The 16,010-nt window shown below is 61.0% G+C and carries 14 protein-coding genes; 3 read left to right on the top strand and 11 right to left on the bottom strand.

Annotation, left to right across the window (positions count from 1 at the left end; all coding sequences use genetic code 11):
* The first annotated feature begins 18 nt into the window (after positions 1-18).
* Together glnA and FJ948_RS00210 are read left to right on the top strand one after the other, a co-directional pair.
* A complete protein-coding gene (gene glnA, locus FJ948_RS00215; RefSeq protein WP_140701085.1) occupies positions 19-1,428 on the top strand; it encodes a type I glutamate--ammonia ligase in 1,410 nt (469 codons plus the stop codon).
* Between the two features lie 331 nt (positions 1,429-1,759).
* Positions 1,760-1,978 carry a hypothetical protein gene (locus FJ948_RS00210; RefSeq protein ID WP_140701083.1) on the top strand — a complete coding sequence of 73 codons (219 nt, stop codon included), beginning with the start codon at positions 1,760-1,762 and terminating at the stop codon, positions 1,976-1,978.
* Between the two features lie 345 nt (positions 1,979-2,323).
* Here FJ948_RS00210 and FJ948_RS00205 read toward each other — a convergent pair whose 3' ends face one another.
* Positions 2,324-3,361 (bottom strand): glutamine synthetase beta-grasp domain-containing protein, encoded by a 1,038-nt coding sequence (locus FJ948_RS00205; protein WP_140701081.1) that lies wholly within the window; start codon positions 3,359-3,361, stop codon positions 2,324-2,326.
* 315 nt (positions 3,362-3,676) lie between these two features.
* Here FJ948_RS00205 and FJ948_RS00200 point away from each other — a divergent pair, with 315 nt between their 5' ends.
* On the top strand, positions 3,677-3,871 hold the full coding sequence (locus FJ948_RS00200; RefSeq protein WP_140701079.1) for a DUF2735 domain-containing protein: 195 nt from the start codon (positions 3,677-3,679) through the stop codon (positions 3,869-3,871).
* A gap of 78 nt (positions 3,872-3,949) precedes the next feature.
* On the opposite strand, the gene FJ948_RS00195 is transcribed toward FJ948_RS00200, so the two are convergent.
* From FJ948_RS00195 to FJ948_RS00150, 10 genes are all read right to left on the bottom strand, one after another.
* Positions 3,950-5,836, bottom strand: coding sequence for an MFS transporter (locus FJ948_RS00195; protein ID WP_140701077.1), 1,887 nt, complete (start codon positions 5,834-5,836; stop codon positions 3,950-3,952).
* Positions 5,837-6,019: 183 nt separating this feature from the next.
* Positions 6,020-6,811 carry an ATP12 family chaperone protein gene (locus FJ948_RS00190; RefSeq protein ID WP_140701075.1) on the bottom strand — a complete coding sequence of 264 codons (792 nt, stop codon included), beginning with the start codon at positions 6,809-6,811 and terminating at the stop codon, positions 6,020-6,022.
* A gap of 11 nt (positions 6,812-6,822) precedes the next feature.
* Positions 6,823-7,695 (bottom strand): DMT family transporter, encoded by an 873-nt coding sequence (locus FJ948_RS00185; RefSeq protein ID WP_181173561.1) that lies wholly within the window; start codon positions 7,693-7,695, stop codon positions 6,823-6,825.
* Positions 7,696-7,742: 47 nt separating this feature from the next.
* On the bottom strand, positions 7,743-8,723 hold the full coding sequence (locus FJ948_RS00180; protein ID WP_095091656.1) for an RluA family pseudouridine synthase: 981 nt from the start codon (positions 8,721-8,723) through the stop codon (positions 7,743-7,745).
* Positions 8,724-8,833: 110 nt separating this feature from the next.
* Positions 8,834-9,208 (bottom strand): fluoride efflux transporter CrcB, encoded by a 375-nt coding sequence (crcB, locus tag FJ948_RS30475; protein ID WP_246677431.1) that lies wholly within the window; start codon positions 9,206-9,208, stop codon positions 8,834-8,836.
* Between the two features lie 283 nt (positions 9,209-9,491).
* A complete protein-coding gene (locus FJ948_RS00170) occupies positions 9,492-11,195 on the bottom strand; it encodes a hypothetical protein (RefSeq protein WP_246677430.1) in 1,704 nt (567 codons plus the stop codon).
* Positions 11,196-11,410: 215 nt separating this feature from the next.
* A complete protein-coding gene (locus FJ948_RS00165) occupies positions 11,411-12,241 on the bottom strand; it encodes an aspartyl/asparaginyl beta-hydroxylase domain-containing protein (RefSeq protein WP_140701070.1) in 831 nt (276 codons plus the stop codon).
* A 157-nt stretch (positions 12,242-12,398) separates the two neighbouring features.
* Positions 12,399-12,839 (bottom strand): DUF930 domain-containing protein, encoded by a 441-nt coding sequence (locus tag FJ948_RS00160; RefSeq protein ID WP_246677429.1) that lies wholly within the window; start codon positions 12,837-12,839, stop codon positions 12,399-12,401.
* A 236-nt stretch (positions 12,840-13,075) separates the two neighbouring features.
* Complete coding sequence (locus FJ948_RS00155; protein ID WP_140701068.1) at positions 13,076-14,383, bottom strand: replication-associated recombination protein A; 1,308 nt, start codon at positions 14,381-14,383, stop codon at positions 13,076-13,078.
* Between the two features lie 57 nt (positions 14,384-14,440).
* The gene (locus FJ948_RS00150) at positions 14,441-15,934 is read right to left on the bottom strand and encodes a DegQ family serine endoprotease (protein ID WP_140701066.1); all 1,494 of its coding nucleotides are present in this window, start codon (positions 15,932-15,934) and stop codon (positions 14,441-14,443) included.
* Positions 15,935-16,010 lie beyond the last annotated feature (76 nt).

Here is a 16,010-nt window from a genome sequence, read left to right as displayed (position 1 = left end):
CACACAGGGATAAATGACATGACGACAGCCAAAGACATCATGAAGCAGATCAAGGACAACGACGTGAAATTCGTCGACCTGCGCTTCACCGACCCGAAGGGCAAACTGCAGCACGTCACGATGGATGTCGTCGAGGTCGAGGAAGACATGTTCGCCGATGGCGTCATGTTCGACGGCTCCTCGATCGCCGGCTGGAAGGCAATCAACGAGTCCGACATGGTGTTGATGCCCGATCCGGACACGGTCCACATGGACCCGTTCTTCGCGCAGTCGACGATGGTCATCCTGTGCGACATCCTCGATCCGGTCTCGGGTGAATCCTACAACCGCGATCCGCGCGGCACGGCCAAGAAGGCCGAGGCCTACATGAAGGCGGAAGGCATCGGCGACACCATCTATGTCGGGCCGGAAGCCGAGTTCTTCGTGTTCGACGACGTCAAGTACAAGGCCGATCCCTACAACACCGGCTTCAAGCTCGATTCGACCGAACTGCCGTCGAATGACGACACCGACTACGAGACCGGCAACCTTGGCCATCGCCCCCGCGTCAAGGGCGGCTATTTCCCGGTGCCGCCAATCGATTCGGCGCAGGACATGCGTTCCGAAATGTTGACCGTGCTGGCTGAAATGGGCGTGCGCGTCGAAAAGCACCATCACGAGGTGGCCGCCGCCCAGCACGAGCTCGGCATCAAGTTCGACGCGCTGGTCCGCAACGCCGACAAGATGCTGATCTACAAATATGTCGTGCACCAGGTCGCCAACGCCTATGGCAAGACGGCCACCTTCATGCCGAAGCCGATCTTCGGCGACAACGGTTCGGGCATGCATGTCCACATGTCGATCTGGAAGGGTGGCAAGCCGACCTTCGCCGGCAATGAATATGCCGGCCTGTCGGAGAACTGCCTGTTCTTCATCGGCGGCGTCATCAAGCACGCCAAGGCTATCAACGCCTTCACCAACCCGCTGACCAACTCCTACAAGCGCCTGGTGCCCGGCTATGAAGCGCCGGTGCTGCTCGCCTATTCGGCACGTAACCGCTCGGCCTCCTGCCGCATCCCCTTCGGCAGTTCGCCGAAGGCCAAGCGCGTCGAGGTCCGCTTCCCCGATCCGGGCGCGAACCCCTACCTGGCCTTTTCCGCGTTGCTGATGGCCGGCCTCGACGGCATCAAGAACAAGATCCATCCGGGACAGCCGATGGACAAGGATCTCTACGACCTGCCGCCGAAGGAACTGAAGAAGATCCCGACCGTCTGTGGCTCACTGCGTGAAGCTCTGCAAAGCCTCGACAAGGATCGCGGCTTCCTGAAGGCCGGCGGCGTCTTCGACGACGACCAGATCGACAGCTATATCGAACTGAAAATGGCGGAAGTGATGCGCTTCGAAATGACCCCGCATCCGGTCGAATACGATATGTACTATTCGGTGTAAGACCACTGGGATAGCGTACAGAGCCTTTGAGGGATTACCCCTCAAGGGCTTTTTGCCGTCCTCGACGCCCCGAGGAGCGTCGCGACATCATTGCTTTTCAGTTCAAGGATTGTTTGGCCGTGGCCGGCACGCGGCCGTTGGCGGAAGCCGAAATTCAGGGTCGCGACAGGTTGTTGCGGGCCATTGGCGGATCGCTCCAAAGCGCAATCGGTCGCCAGGAGCGAGCGGCACACTGCCTCAGGCTGCAATGCCCGCTCGTCCGGCGCCCCCGCCAATGCCGTCGTTCACGAAACCCCCGCCCCGTTCGAACAGCATTGCTTGGCGTAACCCCATGGCCATGAATACGCATGCCGCGACATGGTATGTCAACGCACCGGAGGAATCGCAGGAATCGGCGATTTCCTTGTATGAACAGTGGCTTATAGAAGGCTTTGTTGGTGTACGGATGAGCCGGAAACAGGCAGTTTTCCGGGCTTTTTCACCATATCCAGAAACGCAATCCATTGATGACGGCCGCGGTATGCCAGCCAAAAGCCCCTTCATTTGCTGAAGCTGGCTCGACCTTTTCAGTCTGACTTTTTTTGGGTGTATTCAAGTCGCTGCCGTTCGATCGGCTTTGACGGACCTTCGGAGCCTTTTCCGCCCACTCGCTGTCAAGTGGCATCTCCGAAGCGAGTCTGTCCGCATGGGTGAGCGCGAGGGTATCGGTCAGCCCGGCAGCGATCGGCGACGAGGGCCGGCTCTTGCATCGGCATCGTCGCCACCGACGCACCACTTTGCTTCGCCGGGCGAGACAGATGCCACCACTCGCAATATAACGAAAAAAGCCCCGACGCGGAGCGCCAAGGCTTTTTTTCTATACGGCAAGGACCTTGCGATCCACCCGAGCTATAGGTCAGGCAGCAGCCGAAACAGCCGCTGTCGAAACTTGCGATATCGTCTTCAGGATCTGCGAAGCGATCTGGTAGGGGTCGCCTTGCGAGTTCGGACGACGGTCTTCCAGATAGCCCTTGTAGTCGTTCTTGACGAAGGAGTGCGGCACGCGGATCGAAGCGCCGCGGTCCGCGATGCCGTAGCTGAACTTGTTCCACGGCGCGGTCTCGTGCTTGCCGGTCAGACGCTTGTCGTTGTCGGGACCGTAGACGGCGATGTGGTCCATCAGGTTCTTGTCGAACTGCGCCATCAGCGATTCGAAATACGCCTTGCCGCCGACTTCGCGCATATAGGCGGTCGAGAAATTGGCGTGCATGCCCGAGCCGTTCCAGTCGGTATCGCCGAGCGGCTTGCAGTGGAATTCGATGTCGATGCGGTATTTTTCGGTGAGACGCAGAAGCAGGTAGCGAGCAATCCACATCTGGTCGGCGGCTTTCTTGGAGCCTTTGCCAAAGATCTGGAATTCCCACTGGCCCTTGGCCACTTCGGCGTTGATGCCTTCATGGTTGATCCCGGCGGCAAGGCAGAGGTCGAGATGATCCTCGACGATCTGGCGCGCGACATCGCCAACGTTCTTGTAGCCGACGCCGGTGTAGTACGGACCCTGCGGGGCGGGATAACCGCTCTCCGGGAAGCCGAGCGGGCGGCCGTCCTTGTAGAAGAAATACTCCTGCTCGAAGCCGAACCAGGCACCCTCGTCGTCAAGAATAGTGGCCCGCTTGTTCGATGCGTGCGGCGTCACGCCGTCAGGCATCATGACTTCGCACATGACCAGCACGCCGTTGGTGCGGGTCGGGTCCGGATAAACCGCGACCGGCTTCAGCACACAGTCGGAGCTGTGGCCCTCGGCCTGCATCGTGGAGGAGCCATCGAAGCCCCAAAGCGGTAACTCCTCGAGCGTCGGGAATTCGGCGGACTCCTTGACCTGCGTCTTGCCGCGCAGATTGGGGACCGGGGTGTATCCATCGAGCCAGATATACTCGAGCTTGTATTTCGTCATTCTAGCCTCTCGTTGCTTGTTCACCGAACACCAGACGGGGTCGACACGGGTCCGCCGTCGGCAGCCGGCGCTGCCAATCAATAAAATGCAATTCGTATGCCACTCCGGTGTCGGCCGGTGCGGCAAAATGACAGGGAGATGGGGGCGGATTTGTTGAGCCGCCTCATCAATGATCAAGATCAGTCAAACATCAATTGTGCATATATATTAGGCAAATAATGATCTTTTCGTAGGCATATTGCCTAAAGGAATCGCAAGACCTATGTTGTGAAGAGACTGAATCGACAAGCTCCCGAAGAAGAAAGGAGAGCGCCCATGGAAGTCGCCCCTTCCCGTCCGTCGGCAACAATCCTGATGTTCCCGCTGGCAGCGCGCAGGCCTGCCTTAAATTTAGGCGCCAAGGCCAAATTCGCGGCAGAGCTTGCCGCGCTTCGCGGCGAGCACGCCGATTCCGATGGCTGGTATCACGAAGCCGCCGTCGAGGAAGAGAATTCACACCGGAAGAGCTGAAGCCTTCAGCATAGAGTTTGCATGAAAAAGCCCGGCGCGATCGCTCGCGCCGGGCTTTTTATTCATATCGGCGATCGACTACTCCTTGGTCCGCAGATCGGTCCCAAGCGTATCCTTGACGAAGATCATGCCGATGATCAGCGTCATCGCGGCGATGACCACCGGGTACCAGAGGCCATAGTAGATATCGCCCTTGTAGGCGCTGAACGCGAACACGATCGCGGGCAGCAGTCCGCCGAACCAGCCATTGCCGATGTGATAGGGCAGCGACATGCCGCTGTAGCGGATGCGGGTCGGAAACATCTCGACCAGGATCGCCGCGATCGGTCCGTAGACCATGGTCACGTAGAGGACCAGGATGAACAGGATGCCGATGACCTTTGCCCAGTTGACTTGTGCGGGATCGGCAAACATCGCGAACGCACCCGCTGCCGGAATGGAGTAGACGGTCACCTCCGGGGCGCCGGCCGCCTCATCCTTGGTCAGCACCTCGTCCTTGATCGCCTGCTCGACCGGAACCGTTGCCTTCTCGCCGCCACGGATGGCCGCGGTATCGAGCTTCAGTTCCGGATTGGCGGCGACGAAGGCGTCGAGCTTCTGGTCGGCGACCTTGGCGGCAGCGCGCTTCAGCGGATAACCGCCGTCCTGAAGAGCCATGTTGACCGACTTCTTGAAGGCGGTGTCGCTTGCAGCCTTCTTGTCGCCAGCGGCCGCCGCGTCATAGGACGTCACGGTCTCGTTGCCGATCTTGACGGTTGCCGCCGTGCCGGCCGCCGCTGTCGAAACGATATCGTAAGGCACCGAGTTCTTGGAAAGGAAGTCGGTTGCGATATCGCAGGACGTCACGGGTACGCGTGTTCCGGTCGGATTGAACTGGAAGTTGCAGTCTCCAGGGGCCGCGGTCACCGTGGCGCGCGTGTTCTGTTGCGCGGTGGCGAGAGCCGGGTTGGCGGCCCAGGTCAGTGCCTTGAACAGCGGGAAGGTGGTGACGACCGCCAGCGCAAGGCCGGCCATGATGATCGGCTTGCGGCCTATCTTGTCGGACAACCAGCCGAAGAAGACGAAGAAGCCCGTGCCGAGCGCGAGCGCAATGGCGATCATGATGTTGACCGACTGCGCATCGACCTTGAGCACATTGGCCAGGAAGAACAGCGCGTAGAACTGGCCGTTGTACCAGACGACGGCCTGGCCGGCGGTCAGGCCGAACAGCGCGAGGATCGCGATCTTGGCATTTTTCCACTGGCCGAAGGCTTCAGACAGCGGCGCCTTGGAACTCTTGCCCTCCTCCTTCATGCGCAGGAAGGTCGGCGATTCCGAGAGCGACAGACGGATCCAGACCGAAATCGCGAGCAATACGGCTGAAACGATGAAGGGAATGCGCCAGCCCCAGGCCGCGAAAGCCTCCTTGCTCAAGGAGTTCTGCACGATCAGGATGACGATCAGCGACAGGAAAAGGCCGAGCGTCGCGGTCGTCTGGATCCATGACGTGTAGAAACCGCGCCGATCGTCGGGCGCATGTTCGGCGACATAGGTCGCGGCACCGCCATATTCACCACCAAGCGCCAGGCCCTGCAGCATGCGCAGCGCGATCAGCAGGATGGGCGCCGCGATACCCCACGTCTCGGAACCGGGAAGCAGGCCGACCAGAAAGGTCGAAAGGCCCATGATCATGATGGTCATTAGAAACGTGTATTTGCGGCCGACTAGATCGCCGATGCGGCCGAACACCAGCGCGCCGAAGGGACGCACGATGAAGCCGGCGGCGAAAACCAGCAGCGTGAAGATGTAGCGGGTACTTTCGGGAAACGAGTTGAAGAATGTCGTGCCGATCGCGGCCGCCAGCGCGCCGTAGAGATAGAAATCGTACCATTCGAAAACCGCGCCCAGCGAGGAAGCGAAGATGACTTTCTTCTCTTCCCGCGTCATGCCGCGGCTCGTTCCGCCGGCGGTCGATGCCATTGCCATTGAGTTATCCTCCCGTGAGACCCAGTCCTCGATGCTGTGCGCCAGCGTCCGCGTTCTCCTCCGAACGCGGACTCACAAAACGCAGCCAACACAGGAAAAATGGCAGAAAGCGCCGGGGAAAGGCACCGCGACGATGGGATTATGACTTTCGTATTAGGTGCAGTGCGAAGGCGGGCGTCGCGCTCAGGCCCGCAGCGCTTCAAGCAGACTGACGGCGGCCATCATGTCGCGTTTGCGGGCGGCGCGGCGCGCGACGGCTTCGGCGTCCTGTCCCCACTGCGCGATCTGCCAATCCTCGTCGACATGGCCGGCGGCCCAGGCCTCCTCGCCGTCGAGCGCGCCGAAATCGACGGCGAGCGCCAGCAGTGCGGAGCCGGTCAGCGACGTCATGACATGAATGGCGGCCAGGCGCAGCGGCTCGGAGCGCTGCGCCAGATGGCTGCCCAGCACGGCAAGGGTTTCGCGCGGCTGCTCGACATGGATGATACCCTCGGCAAGGTTGAAGCGAACCCCAAGCGAGGCGCGGGCCCAGTCGATGACGGGATCCCACTGCTCGTTCTGCCGCTCGACCAGCCCTTGCGGGGCGTCGGCGCGATAGCAGAGCATATCCGACGAGGCAAAGCGCAGTACGTCTTCGAGCACGGCCTGCGGGTCGGTTGCGACGCCGTCAATGGCGGTGTTGGCCAGCCGCATCACCGGCATCGTCACCGGATTGATCGTCTCGCCCTGCTGCGCGAACTCGTCGGCGACCAGCGCCGCGGCCGCCTCAGTCGGCAGCGCCAGCAGTGCCTTGCCCGGGGTGCGCACAGGCTTGCCATCGAGATGGACGGCAAAGCCACCTTCCACCGGCGCGACCGACACCTCCTTGTAGAAGCGCTTGGGAAGCGGCGTCTTCATCTGGATCTGGGCGCGACGCACCGGATCCGGGTCGGAGAGATATTTGCCCGCTTCGAGGTCGTTGAGGATATCGCGCATAAAAATCTCTTTCAAACCGGCGTCAGCTTGCGCGCCGGCCGGTTGACGATGATCAGGCCCGCCGCAATCAACCCAAGTGCCAGGAAAATGCGAATGGTCAGCGGCTCGTTCAAGATGATCGCCCCGCACAAAACACCGAAAACCGGCGACAGGAAGGTGAAACTGGACAAGCCGGAGGCGGGATAGCGGCGCAGCAGCCAGAACCACAGTACGTAGGTGAAAGCGACGATGTAGATCGCCTGGAAAAGCAGCGCCAGTGTCGGCAGCAAGGAGGGATCGCGGACCGGCGGACCGGCGAGAGGTAACACCAGCACGCCAACGATCGCCGCGCCGGCGAGTTGGTAGAGCAGCAGCTTCTCCGCACTTGCCTCGACCAGTTTCGAGCGCTTGATGAGGATATTTGTCAGGGCCCAGAAGAATCCGGAGCCCAGGCTCAGCAGGTCGCCGAACAACATGTCACCACCCCCGCCGAGTTTATCGGAAAAGACGGCGGCAAGCCCCGCGAAGGCCAATAGCAGGCCAAGGAACTTGCGCATGGTGATCTGCTCGCCGAGCAGAAAGTGACCGCCAATCAGCATCCAGAACGGCATCGAGTTGACGAGCAGCGTGTTGCGGGCAACCGTCGTGTGCTCCAGGCCGACGTAAAGACAGAGGAATTCGATGCCGAACAGCACGCCGACCGCGATGCCGGCAAGCAATGTGCCGTCGTGCGCGAACAGCGCTATGCCGCGCCAGCGGCACCAGAGAAAAACACAGAGCCCACCGATGATCGAGCGCGCGATCGACAGGAAAACGGGGTCGTAGCCGGCGTAGGAAATCTTGGCGGCAACGTAGTTCAGCCCCCAGGAAAAGGTCAGACCGACCATGATGGCGGCGGCGGCCATATCGATTGTGTCGCGCCGATCGAGCGCGTCGGCGGCGCCGCTCACGGTCAATCCTCCGCGCTGGCGTCGTCGAAGCCGATCAGGTTCCAGCTCTGGCGCATATGCGGCGGCATCGGCGCGGTGACGTCGATGACGCCCTTGTCGGGATGCGGGATAATGATGCGGCGCGCGTGCAGATGCAGGCGGTTTTGAATGCCGCCGGGAAAATCCCAGTTGGTGTCGGCCTCGAAGTATTTCGGGTCGCCGATGATCGGGCAGCCAATATAGGCGGCATGGACGCGAAGCTGGTGGGTGCGGCCCGTATAGGGCTCCATCTCCAGCCAGGTCATCGTCTGCGCCGCCTGCTCGATGATACGGTAGTAAGAGACCGCGTGGTCGGCACCCTTTTCGCCATGCGCGGCAATGCGCACGCGGTCGCCGTCGGGCGTCGGCTCCTTGATCAGCCAGGTCGAGATCTTGTCCTCGCGCTTGGGCGGCACGCCCTTGACCAGTGCCCAGTACGTCTTCTTGGTTTCACGAGCGCGAAACGCTTCCGACAGCTTCATGGCGGCCAGCCGGGTGCGGGCGACGACCAGCACGCCCGACGTGTCACGGTCGAGGCGATGCACCAGCCGCGGCTTCTCGCCCTTCTGGTTGCGCCAGGCTTCCAGCATGTCGTCGACATTGCGCGTGACGCCGGAACCGCCCTGAACGGCGAGGCCGGCCGGCTTGTTGAAGACGAAGACCTTCGGGTCCTCGTGGATCAGCATCTTGGCGAGTACATCGGCGTCGCCCTGGTTGCGGATCGAGTGGCCGGTAAGCGCGCTCTCGCCCTTCTTGTCCACCTCGAGCGGCGGAACGCGCACCATCTGGCCAGGCTCGACACGGGTGTCGGCCTTGACCCGACCGCCATCGACACGGATCTGGCCGGAGCGCAGCAGTTTCTGCAGGTGGCCGAAGCCAAGTCCCGGAAAATGGGTCTTGAACCAACGATCGAGCCGCATGCCCGCCTCGCCGGCCTCCACCGTGATCTGTTCAACGCCTGCCATGTCTTTTTCGCTTATCCGTTTCCCGAGCAGGGCTCTTGGCCTGCTGCGTTTGGCGCGGCAATAGCACTAATGCACGCCGCCCAAAACCATAAAGCATGCCATGGCGTGCTTTATGGCAGGCTTCTTGCGAGCCAAAGTCCCAGAAACAGGGCAATGATCGCGCCAATGACGCTTGCAAGCGCATAGCCAAACGCCGGCAGCGTGGCGCCCCGCTCCCACAGTGTCGCGAAGTCGAGCGAAAAGGCCGAGAAAGTGGTGAAGCCGCCGAAGATGCCGGTGGCGACGAAGAGTCTGAGCTCGTTCGATCCGCTGCGGCGCGCCAGGGTGGCGATGAACAGCCCCATGGCAAAGGAGCCGATGATGTTGATCGCCATCGTGCCCCAGGGATAGTTGGGGCCGACGAGGCGCAGCGCACCCATATTGGTCAAATAGCGGATGCCGGCACCAAGGCCGCCACCGACAACGACAAGAAGCAGATTGAACATAGCCGTTACTGCCTCTGCGAAGGCGCCGGCGTCAATCCCTTGAAGCCGGTGACGCCGCCCCGGAGATGGGACGGACGGTCGACCGCGTACCGTCGACCGCGTCAGGAACCGCCTTTCGCGGCCATTGTCGAGCGAGAACATGCCGCCCCTGCCTAGCACCACGTCAATGCCCGGCACCACCTCAATGATGAGATCGGTGTGCTTCCACGCCGCCATGGCGCTATAGGACGATGGTGCTAACGGCGACGCTGCGGCTAGCAGGGGGCGGCCAGCCGCGCGGCTGTCACCAGTCAGGCGTCGCCCAGTCCGGATATTTTTTCCTGAACTCGCCGTAGAGAGCATCGACCTCAGCCGCGCTGACCGGGCGAACCTGCTCATAAAGGTAACCGTTGAAGCCTCCGGACAACCGATATGCGCCAATGCGCCTGTATGCGGCGCCGATACCCGTGCCTGCGAGTATCTGCTGGTCGGGGATCGTTATGCAGAGCTGCGCTCCCGCCTGCAGATGCACCACAGGCGGATCGGTCACGACGGCATATCGGGATTTCAACGCTCTCGGTCCGAATCTGTCGCGGCTGTCAACTTGGCAAGTCCACTCGATGTGAGCGGACAGATCGCCATCCATGCCGACCAACATCCAGTCGTTCATGACCAAATCGGACGCAAATACGGAAAAACGATCCTCAGGGCCCATCCTGCCGAGAAGGTCGCCGATAAGGCGACGATACTCCGGCTGATTGTCCAGGTGCAGAGGAAGTGTGGCTTCCCTGGCAAAGACGTAACTGATCGGAGCCAGCGCCTGACGCCCAACCGGAAAGAAAGTGCCCAAAAATGCACATCCAGCCAAGACGGCAATGGCGGCAACCGACCATCGCGACCTCGATGCCGGCATCGAAACGATTGCAACGATTGCTTGGGCATATGCGGGAAAAAGCCAAAGAAATATCGGTATTGAGTGATGGCGATCTGGATCCTGCGTTCGGGTAAAAAGGAAAAAAGTCAGTGCAGAGGCGACGGCGCAAAATAAGGCAAAGTGGTTGCGGCGTACTATTGAAAAATAAAGGCCCAACGCTACGAGTGACCAGTTCGCAAAACTGATCCTGGCTCCTACTTGGCCAAGTTGCGAGAGCAAGTCGGTCTTGTATCCGGCGTAGAGGTCACCGTAGTTGGTCCCCAGGATCTTGAGTATGAGGGGCGCCTGGAAAATCCATGCGGCTCCGGCGATAACGGCAAGCGCACACATGCCCCCCAAGACCGCATTCCTGAGCGCGGCGAAGTCTCGGTCTTTTGCGATCCGCAACAGACAAAAGAAGACCGCGGAAATCGCGAGCGCGACGGCGGAATATGCGTACCAGCGGCGCAGCATGAATGCCAACCAGACATATGCCCCGACGCGTATGCCACTGACCACGGGCTCGCGGGTGAGGAATTTTGATTTCCAGAAAAAATAGGTCGCCGCGACAAGCGCCAAGGAACCACCGACATCGGGCATCCCACGAAGTGTCGCGGCCCAGAACGGCGTGTACAGAAGGGCCGCAATCAACACGGCGAGCCAGCTTTGCGACGAGCGCGTTTCGGCTATAGCCTCCAGATAGCTCAGTCTTCCCACAAAGAGCGCCGTGGGGACCAAATAGACCACGACTATCGCCGCGACGTATGAAAGCCTCGAGCCGCCAAAGAATATGTGAAACGGCATCAGCGGCGCCAGAGCCGCCACACTGTAATCATCCGCCTTGATGGACGCCCTCAACTGACGCAGCCATTGAACCGGCTCCTGGACCAGAAATTCGCCTTGCTGGTTGAATGCCTTGAAATAGGCGTCGAAATCCCAATAATAAACGGGATCTTCCAGATTTATATACGCCGCGGTAATGGCTACGCACAGCAACGCGCTACAAATGTAAAGCGCGAACCAAAATCTAAAATTTCTGGAACTTTCCACCCAAGCCACCGAGGAAAAGAGACTCAACCGATCAAGCGAGAGCATTAGCGATACCGCGAATAATATTCGCCTCTCAGAATATAACGTCAAATTCGCATAATCATCATAAGGTGCATACTTTAATGCATTGTCACCACAATCATTGACGACGCGACCGGAAAGCCGTCGCAGGCATAGTGGCGACGTGCGAGGGAAATGACGCGCCAGGCAAAGCGCGCCAGAATGCTGCCGGCGGCGCCGGCAGCATGACAGCTTTTACCTCAGGTGGTTTCGACCTTCTTTGGCTTGGAGGAGCCAATCATCTTCCAGTTCTTGTAGAACATCGAGTTGATGCGCTCGACGCTCACCGAAACAACCGCAAGCATGCCTGCGATCAGGCCCGGGAATGGCGACGGCCTGATAATGTCCATGAACACGCAGTAGCGGCGGCCATCATACTCGTTGACCGAGCGGTGCAGCAGCGTGTCGTCGAAAATGTAGAGCGGATTGTCATGCCAGTAGTTCCTGGCGTTGTTGCACTCGACGAAAACCTCCGCCTTTACGGGCAGCAGATTGTAGAGAATGCGCAGGCTGAGCCGTAGCGGCCCGAAATGCCAGGAGGTCGATTCCTTGCCCCTGAAAACCGAAACGGCAATGGTCTTGATGTATTTGAAATCCTTGTTGAATTCAGCGACGTTGTCGATCCGGTGCTTGCCGTACCATTGATAGACATACATGCCGCGGCGGCCGGTGCCGAAATTGGCGTCGATGTCGGCGATGATCTCGTCCTTGCGCGCCTTGAAGACATCCAGGACCTCGTTGACCTCACCCTGATAATCGGCGGGAAACTGCTCCAGCTTCCACACGCCGGGGTTCCTGTAGCACAGGAGATCGACCAGCAGGTTGAAGGGTGAGAGCAACCAAGTGAAGAGCCCATTGCCAAGGAAATAGCCGCTGAATAGCGCCAGATCCTTCCTTTGGTTGCGCAGCACGTCGATCAGGCCACAGACGATGAAGATCGTCGTCAGGATCGGAATGAAATAGAAGCCAAGGGCGAGAAGCGGGATGGCAATGGCGAATTTGCGAAGGGATTTGCGAAGGGTTTTTGTCATTTTTCCACGCGCGAAGCGCGATCCTGTTGCGAATGAGGTGCCCAAATCATGGCAACGGCCACCGCCCGACCGTGCGCCTTGATAAGGTTTTTTGGGTCACCGCACAACGGCCATGGTGTCTGGCCGGGCTGGCTGCCTGGTGGAGCCCGCCGGGCAGTCAATGCACTGCCGGCAAGCCAAGCTCGTCCCATTTGTCCCTGGCCACGGGATCGCCGACCAGGAATTCAAAGCCAATGACGCTTTCGCCGTCCTGCGCGAGCTGGCATTTGAACTTCAGACTGTACCAGTTTTTACGGCTGCGAAAAGCCGCGCCAGCAGCGGCGACCGTCGTGCCTGTGATTTTTTCCTCGGCGGTTGCGTAGGGCACCACGCGCTCCGGCTGGAAATCCGCGCGCCATTGGCGGATCTGATCCATGGCTTCCAGATTGCAAAGCTGCACCATGCGCTCGTCGGACGCGAAGGTCTCGAGATCGGCGCGGGCTTGCCTGCTACGCGGATCGGCGAGCGTCTTGGCCGACAACATCCGCGTCGGACGAATCATGGCGGGCGCGGCGGGAGACTGGGGAGCGCTTGGCGTCGGAGCCGGCGCCTCGGGCATGGGCGCGCTGGGCGCCGCTTCGGCGGGCGGTGAAGGCTGTCTTGTCGAAGCCTCGAACTGCTGTTGCGTCAGGATATCTACCGAGACGCGCTCCTCCTCGGGCCGGATCGGAGGTTTCGGCACTGGTATCAACATGACCGTGGCGGCGAGCAGTGCGTGCAGGAGAACCGAAGTGGAAATGCCCCAGGGCGAGGCCTCGTTTCGCACCGCCAAGGCCACCGGGCTCCGCAAGCCGACTATTCCCGCTCTTTGCGCAGCTTTGCCCAGTAGTCGAGCCGCTTCCTGATATCGCGTTCGAAACCGCGCTCAGGCGGATCATAAAAGGTCTGGCGGCCCATCTTCTCCGGAAAATAGTCCTGCCCCGAAAAGGCGTCCGGCTCGTCATGATCGTAGCGATAGCCGGCGCCGTAATCCTCTTCCTTCATCAGCTTGGTCGGCGCATTGAGGATGTGCTTCGGAGGCAGCAGCGAGCCATGTTCCTTCGCGGCCCGCGTGGCTGCCTTGAAGGCGGTATAGACGGCGTTGGATTTGGGTGCCGTGGCGAGGTAGACGGTGGCCTCGGCGAAGGCGAGTTCGCCCTCCGGGGATCCCAGATAATCGTACGCGTCCTTGGCGGCGTTGGCGACGACCAGCGCCTGCGGATCGGCAAGGCCGATGTCCTCCATCGCCATGCGCACCAGCCGGCGGCCGAGATAGAGCGGATCCTCGCCGGCGTCGAACATGCGCGCGAGATAGTAGAGCGCGGCATCGGGATCCGAGCCGCGCACCGACTTGTGCAGCGCCGAGATCAGATTGTAGTGGCCGTCCTGGCCCTTGTCGTAGATCGGCGCGCGGCGCTGGACGATGCGCTGCAGCCCTTCGGGATCGAATATCTCGCCAGGTTTGGCCGCGCGCCAGACTTCCTCGGCCAGCGTCAGGGAGGCGCGTCCGTCGCCATCGCTCATGCGAATGAGCATCGTGCGCGCTTCGTCGTCGAGCGGAAGCGCCCTGCCCTCGGTTTCCTCCGCGCGCGTCATCAGCTTGGCGATGCTGTCTTCGCCGAGCGAATGAAAAACCATGACCCGCGCGCGCGACAACAAGGCCGCGTTGAGTTCGAAGGATGGGTTTTCGGTCGTGGCGCCGACCAGGACGACCGTTCCATCCTCCATGACGGGGAGGAAAGAATCCTGCTGGGCACGGTTGAAACGATGGATCTCATCGACGAAGAGCAGCGTCTGGCGGCCGTTGGCGCGGCGCAGCTTTGCTGCTTCGAACACTTTCTTGAGGTCGGCGACGCCTGAGAACACCGCCGATATCTGCTCGAAAGCAAGGCTGGTTTCGCCGGCAAGCAACCTTGCCACCGTGGTCTTGCCGGTGCCTGGCGGCCCCCAGAAGATCATCGATCCCAGCGAACCGGAACCGATCAGCCGGGTCAGCGCGCCATCTGGTCCCGTCAGATGCTCCTGGCCGACGACCTCGCCAAGATTTTTCGGCCGCAACCTGTCGGCCAGCGGCCGCCCGGGCGGCACCTTCTCCGGTTCGTCAACGCTGAACAGATCGGCCATCTATGTCTTCAGCTTGGGGATGTCATCCGGTTGGAGCACGGTCCCTCTGGATTGAACTCAGTAACGCAACACCTGGCGCAGTATCTGCCCGCCGCGTTCGACGGTAAAGCGCCACCAGCGCGTATCCTGCTGGGCAACCTGCGCCAGCGTCGCGGCGGTGTCGATGCTGGTGCCGTTGACCTCGCGCACGATGTCGCCCGGCTGGAAGCCGAAATCGGCGGCCGGCGAATCACGGTTGATGTCGATCACCGTCACGCCCTTGAGATCGGTGCGCAGGCCGAGCTTCTGGGCCAGCCGCGGCGACAGTTCCGACACCTTGGCGCCCGAGAACGGGCTGCGGCCATGCAGCGTCACTTCCGAGGCTTTCGCACCTTCCGGCGCACGTTCCAGGGCGATGTCCATCGCCGCCTGCTGTCCCTTTGTCAGGATCGCGAAATTCGCCTTGGTGCCGATCGACAGCGTCGCCATCCGATAGTCGAGCGCTTCGATGCTTTCGACCCCCTTGCCATTGACCTGCAGCACGACATCGCCGGGCTTCAGTCCGGCTTTACCGGCGGGACCTGTCGCTTCGACCGACGACACCAGCGCCCCGGTCGGCTTTTCCATGCCGAGCGATTCGGCGATCTGCGGCGTCACCGCCTCGAACTCGGCGCCGATATAGGGCCGCTCGAAGAAATCGAGGCCGGCCTTGGCCGCATCGGCGAACGCCCGCACCATGTTGGCGGGGATGGCGAAACCAATGCCGATCGAACCGCCGCTGCGGCTGTAGATGGCGGTATTGATGCCGACAAGCTGGCCGCCCATGTTGATCAGCGCGCCACCGGAATTGCCTGGATTGATGGCGGCGTCCGTCTGGATGAAATAGCCCGAATCCGAAACGCCGATATGGCTGCGCGCAAGGGCCGAAACGATGCCGCTGGTGGTGGTCTGGCCGACGCCGAACGGATTGCCGATGGCCAGCACCAGGTCGCCGACCTCGAGCGCGTCGGAATCGCCGATGGCGATGACCGGGAACGGCTTGTCGGATTCGATCTTGAGCACCGCAAGGTCGAGCGTCTCGTCCTTCAGCATCACCTTGCTGGTGAATTCGCGTCCGTCGGCGGTCGCCACCTTGACCTCGTCGGCATTCTTGATGACGTGGAAATTGGTGACGATGACACCGCTTGGGTCAACCAGCACGCCCGAGCCCAGCGATGACTGCGCACGCGGCTGCGCGCGGCCGAAGAATTCCTCGAAGAACGGATCGCCATCGAAAGGCGATGTGACCTTGGCTGTCTGGGAGGCATAGACGTTGACCACGGCGGGCGCCGTCTGCTTGACCAGGGGCGCGAAGGAAAGCTGGACCTCCTCGCGGCCGAACGGCACGCGCTTGTCCGGACCTGACGTGGCGTTCTCGCCTTCGACGCCATGCAGCAGGTCTGTCAGCACGTCGGAGAGCCCTGGATCGGCGGGCTTGGCGGCGTCCTCGGCCAGCGCCTGCCGGGCTGCCGGTGCGGCTGCAAACACCATGAAGGCGCAGAGCAGAACAAGGGACAGTCTTTTGGCGCGCATTGCGAATCCTCCAAGCGAGTTCGGGCGCATTGTCCCGACGAATGTGCAAAATGAAAGGCTAAGCCGCTGAAGTCCG

Origin of the sequence: Mesorhizobium sp. B2-3-12, assembly GCF_006442205.1 — a bacterium.
In the GTDB taxonomy this organism is placed as follows: Bacteria; Pseudomonadota; Alphaproteobacteria; order Rhizobiales; family Rhizobiaceae; genus Mesorhizobium.
Note: the sequence above shows the minus strand (reverse complement) of the source record. Positions and strands in the feature narration are given on the sequence as shown.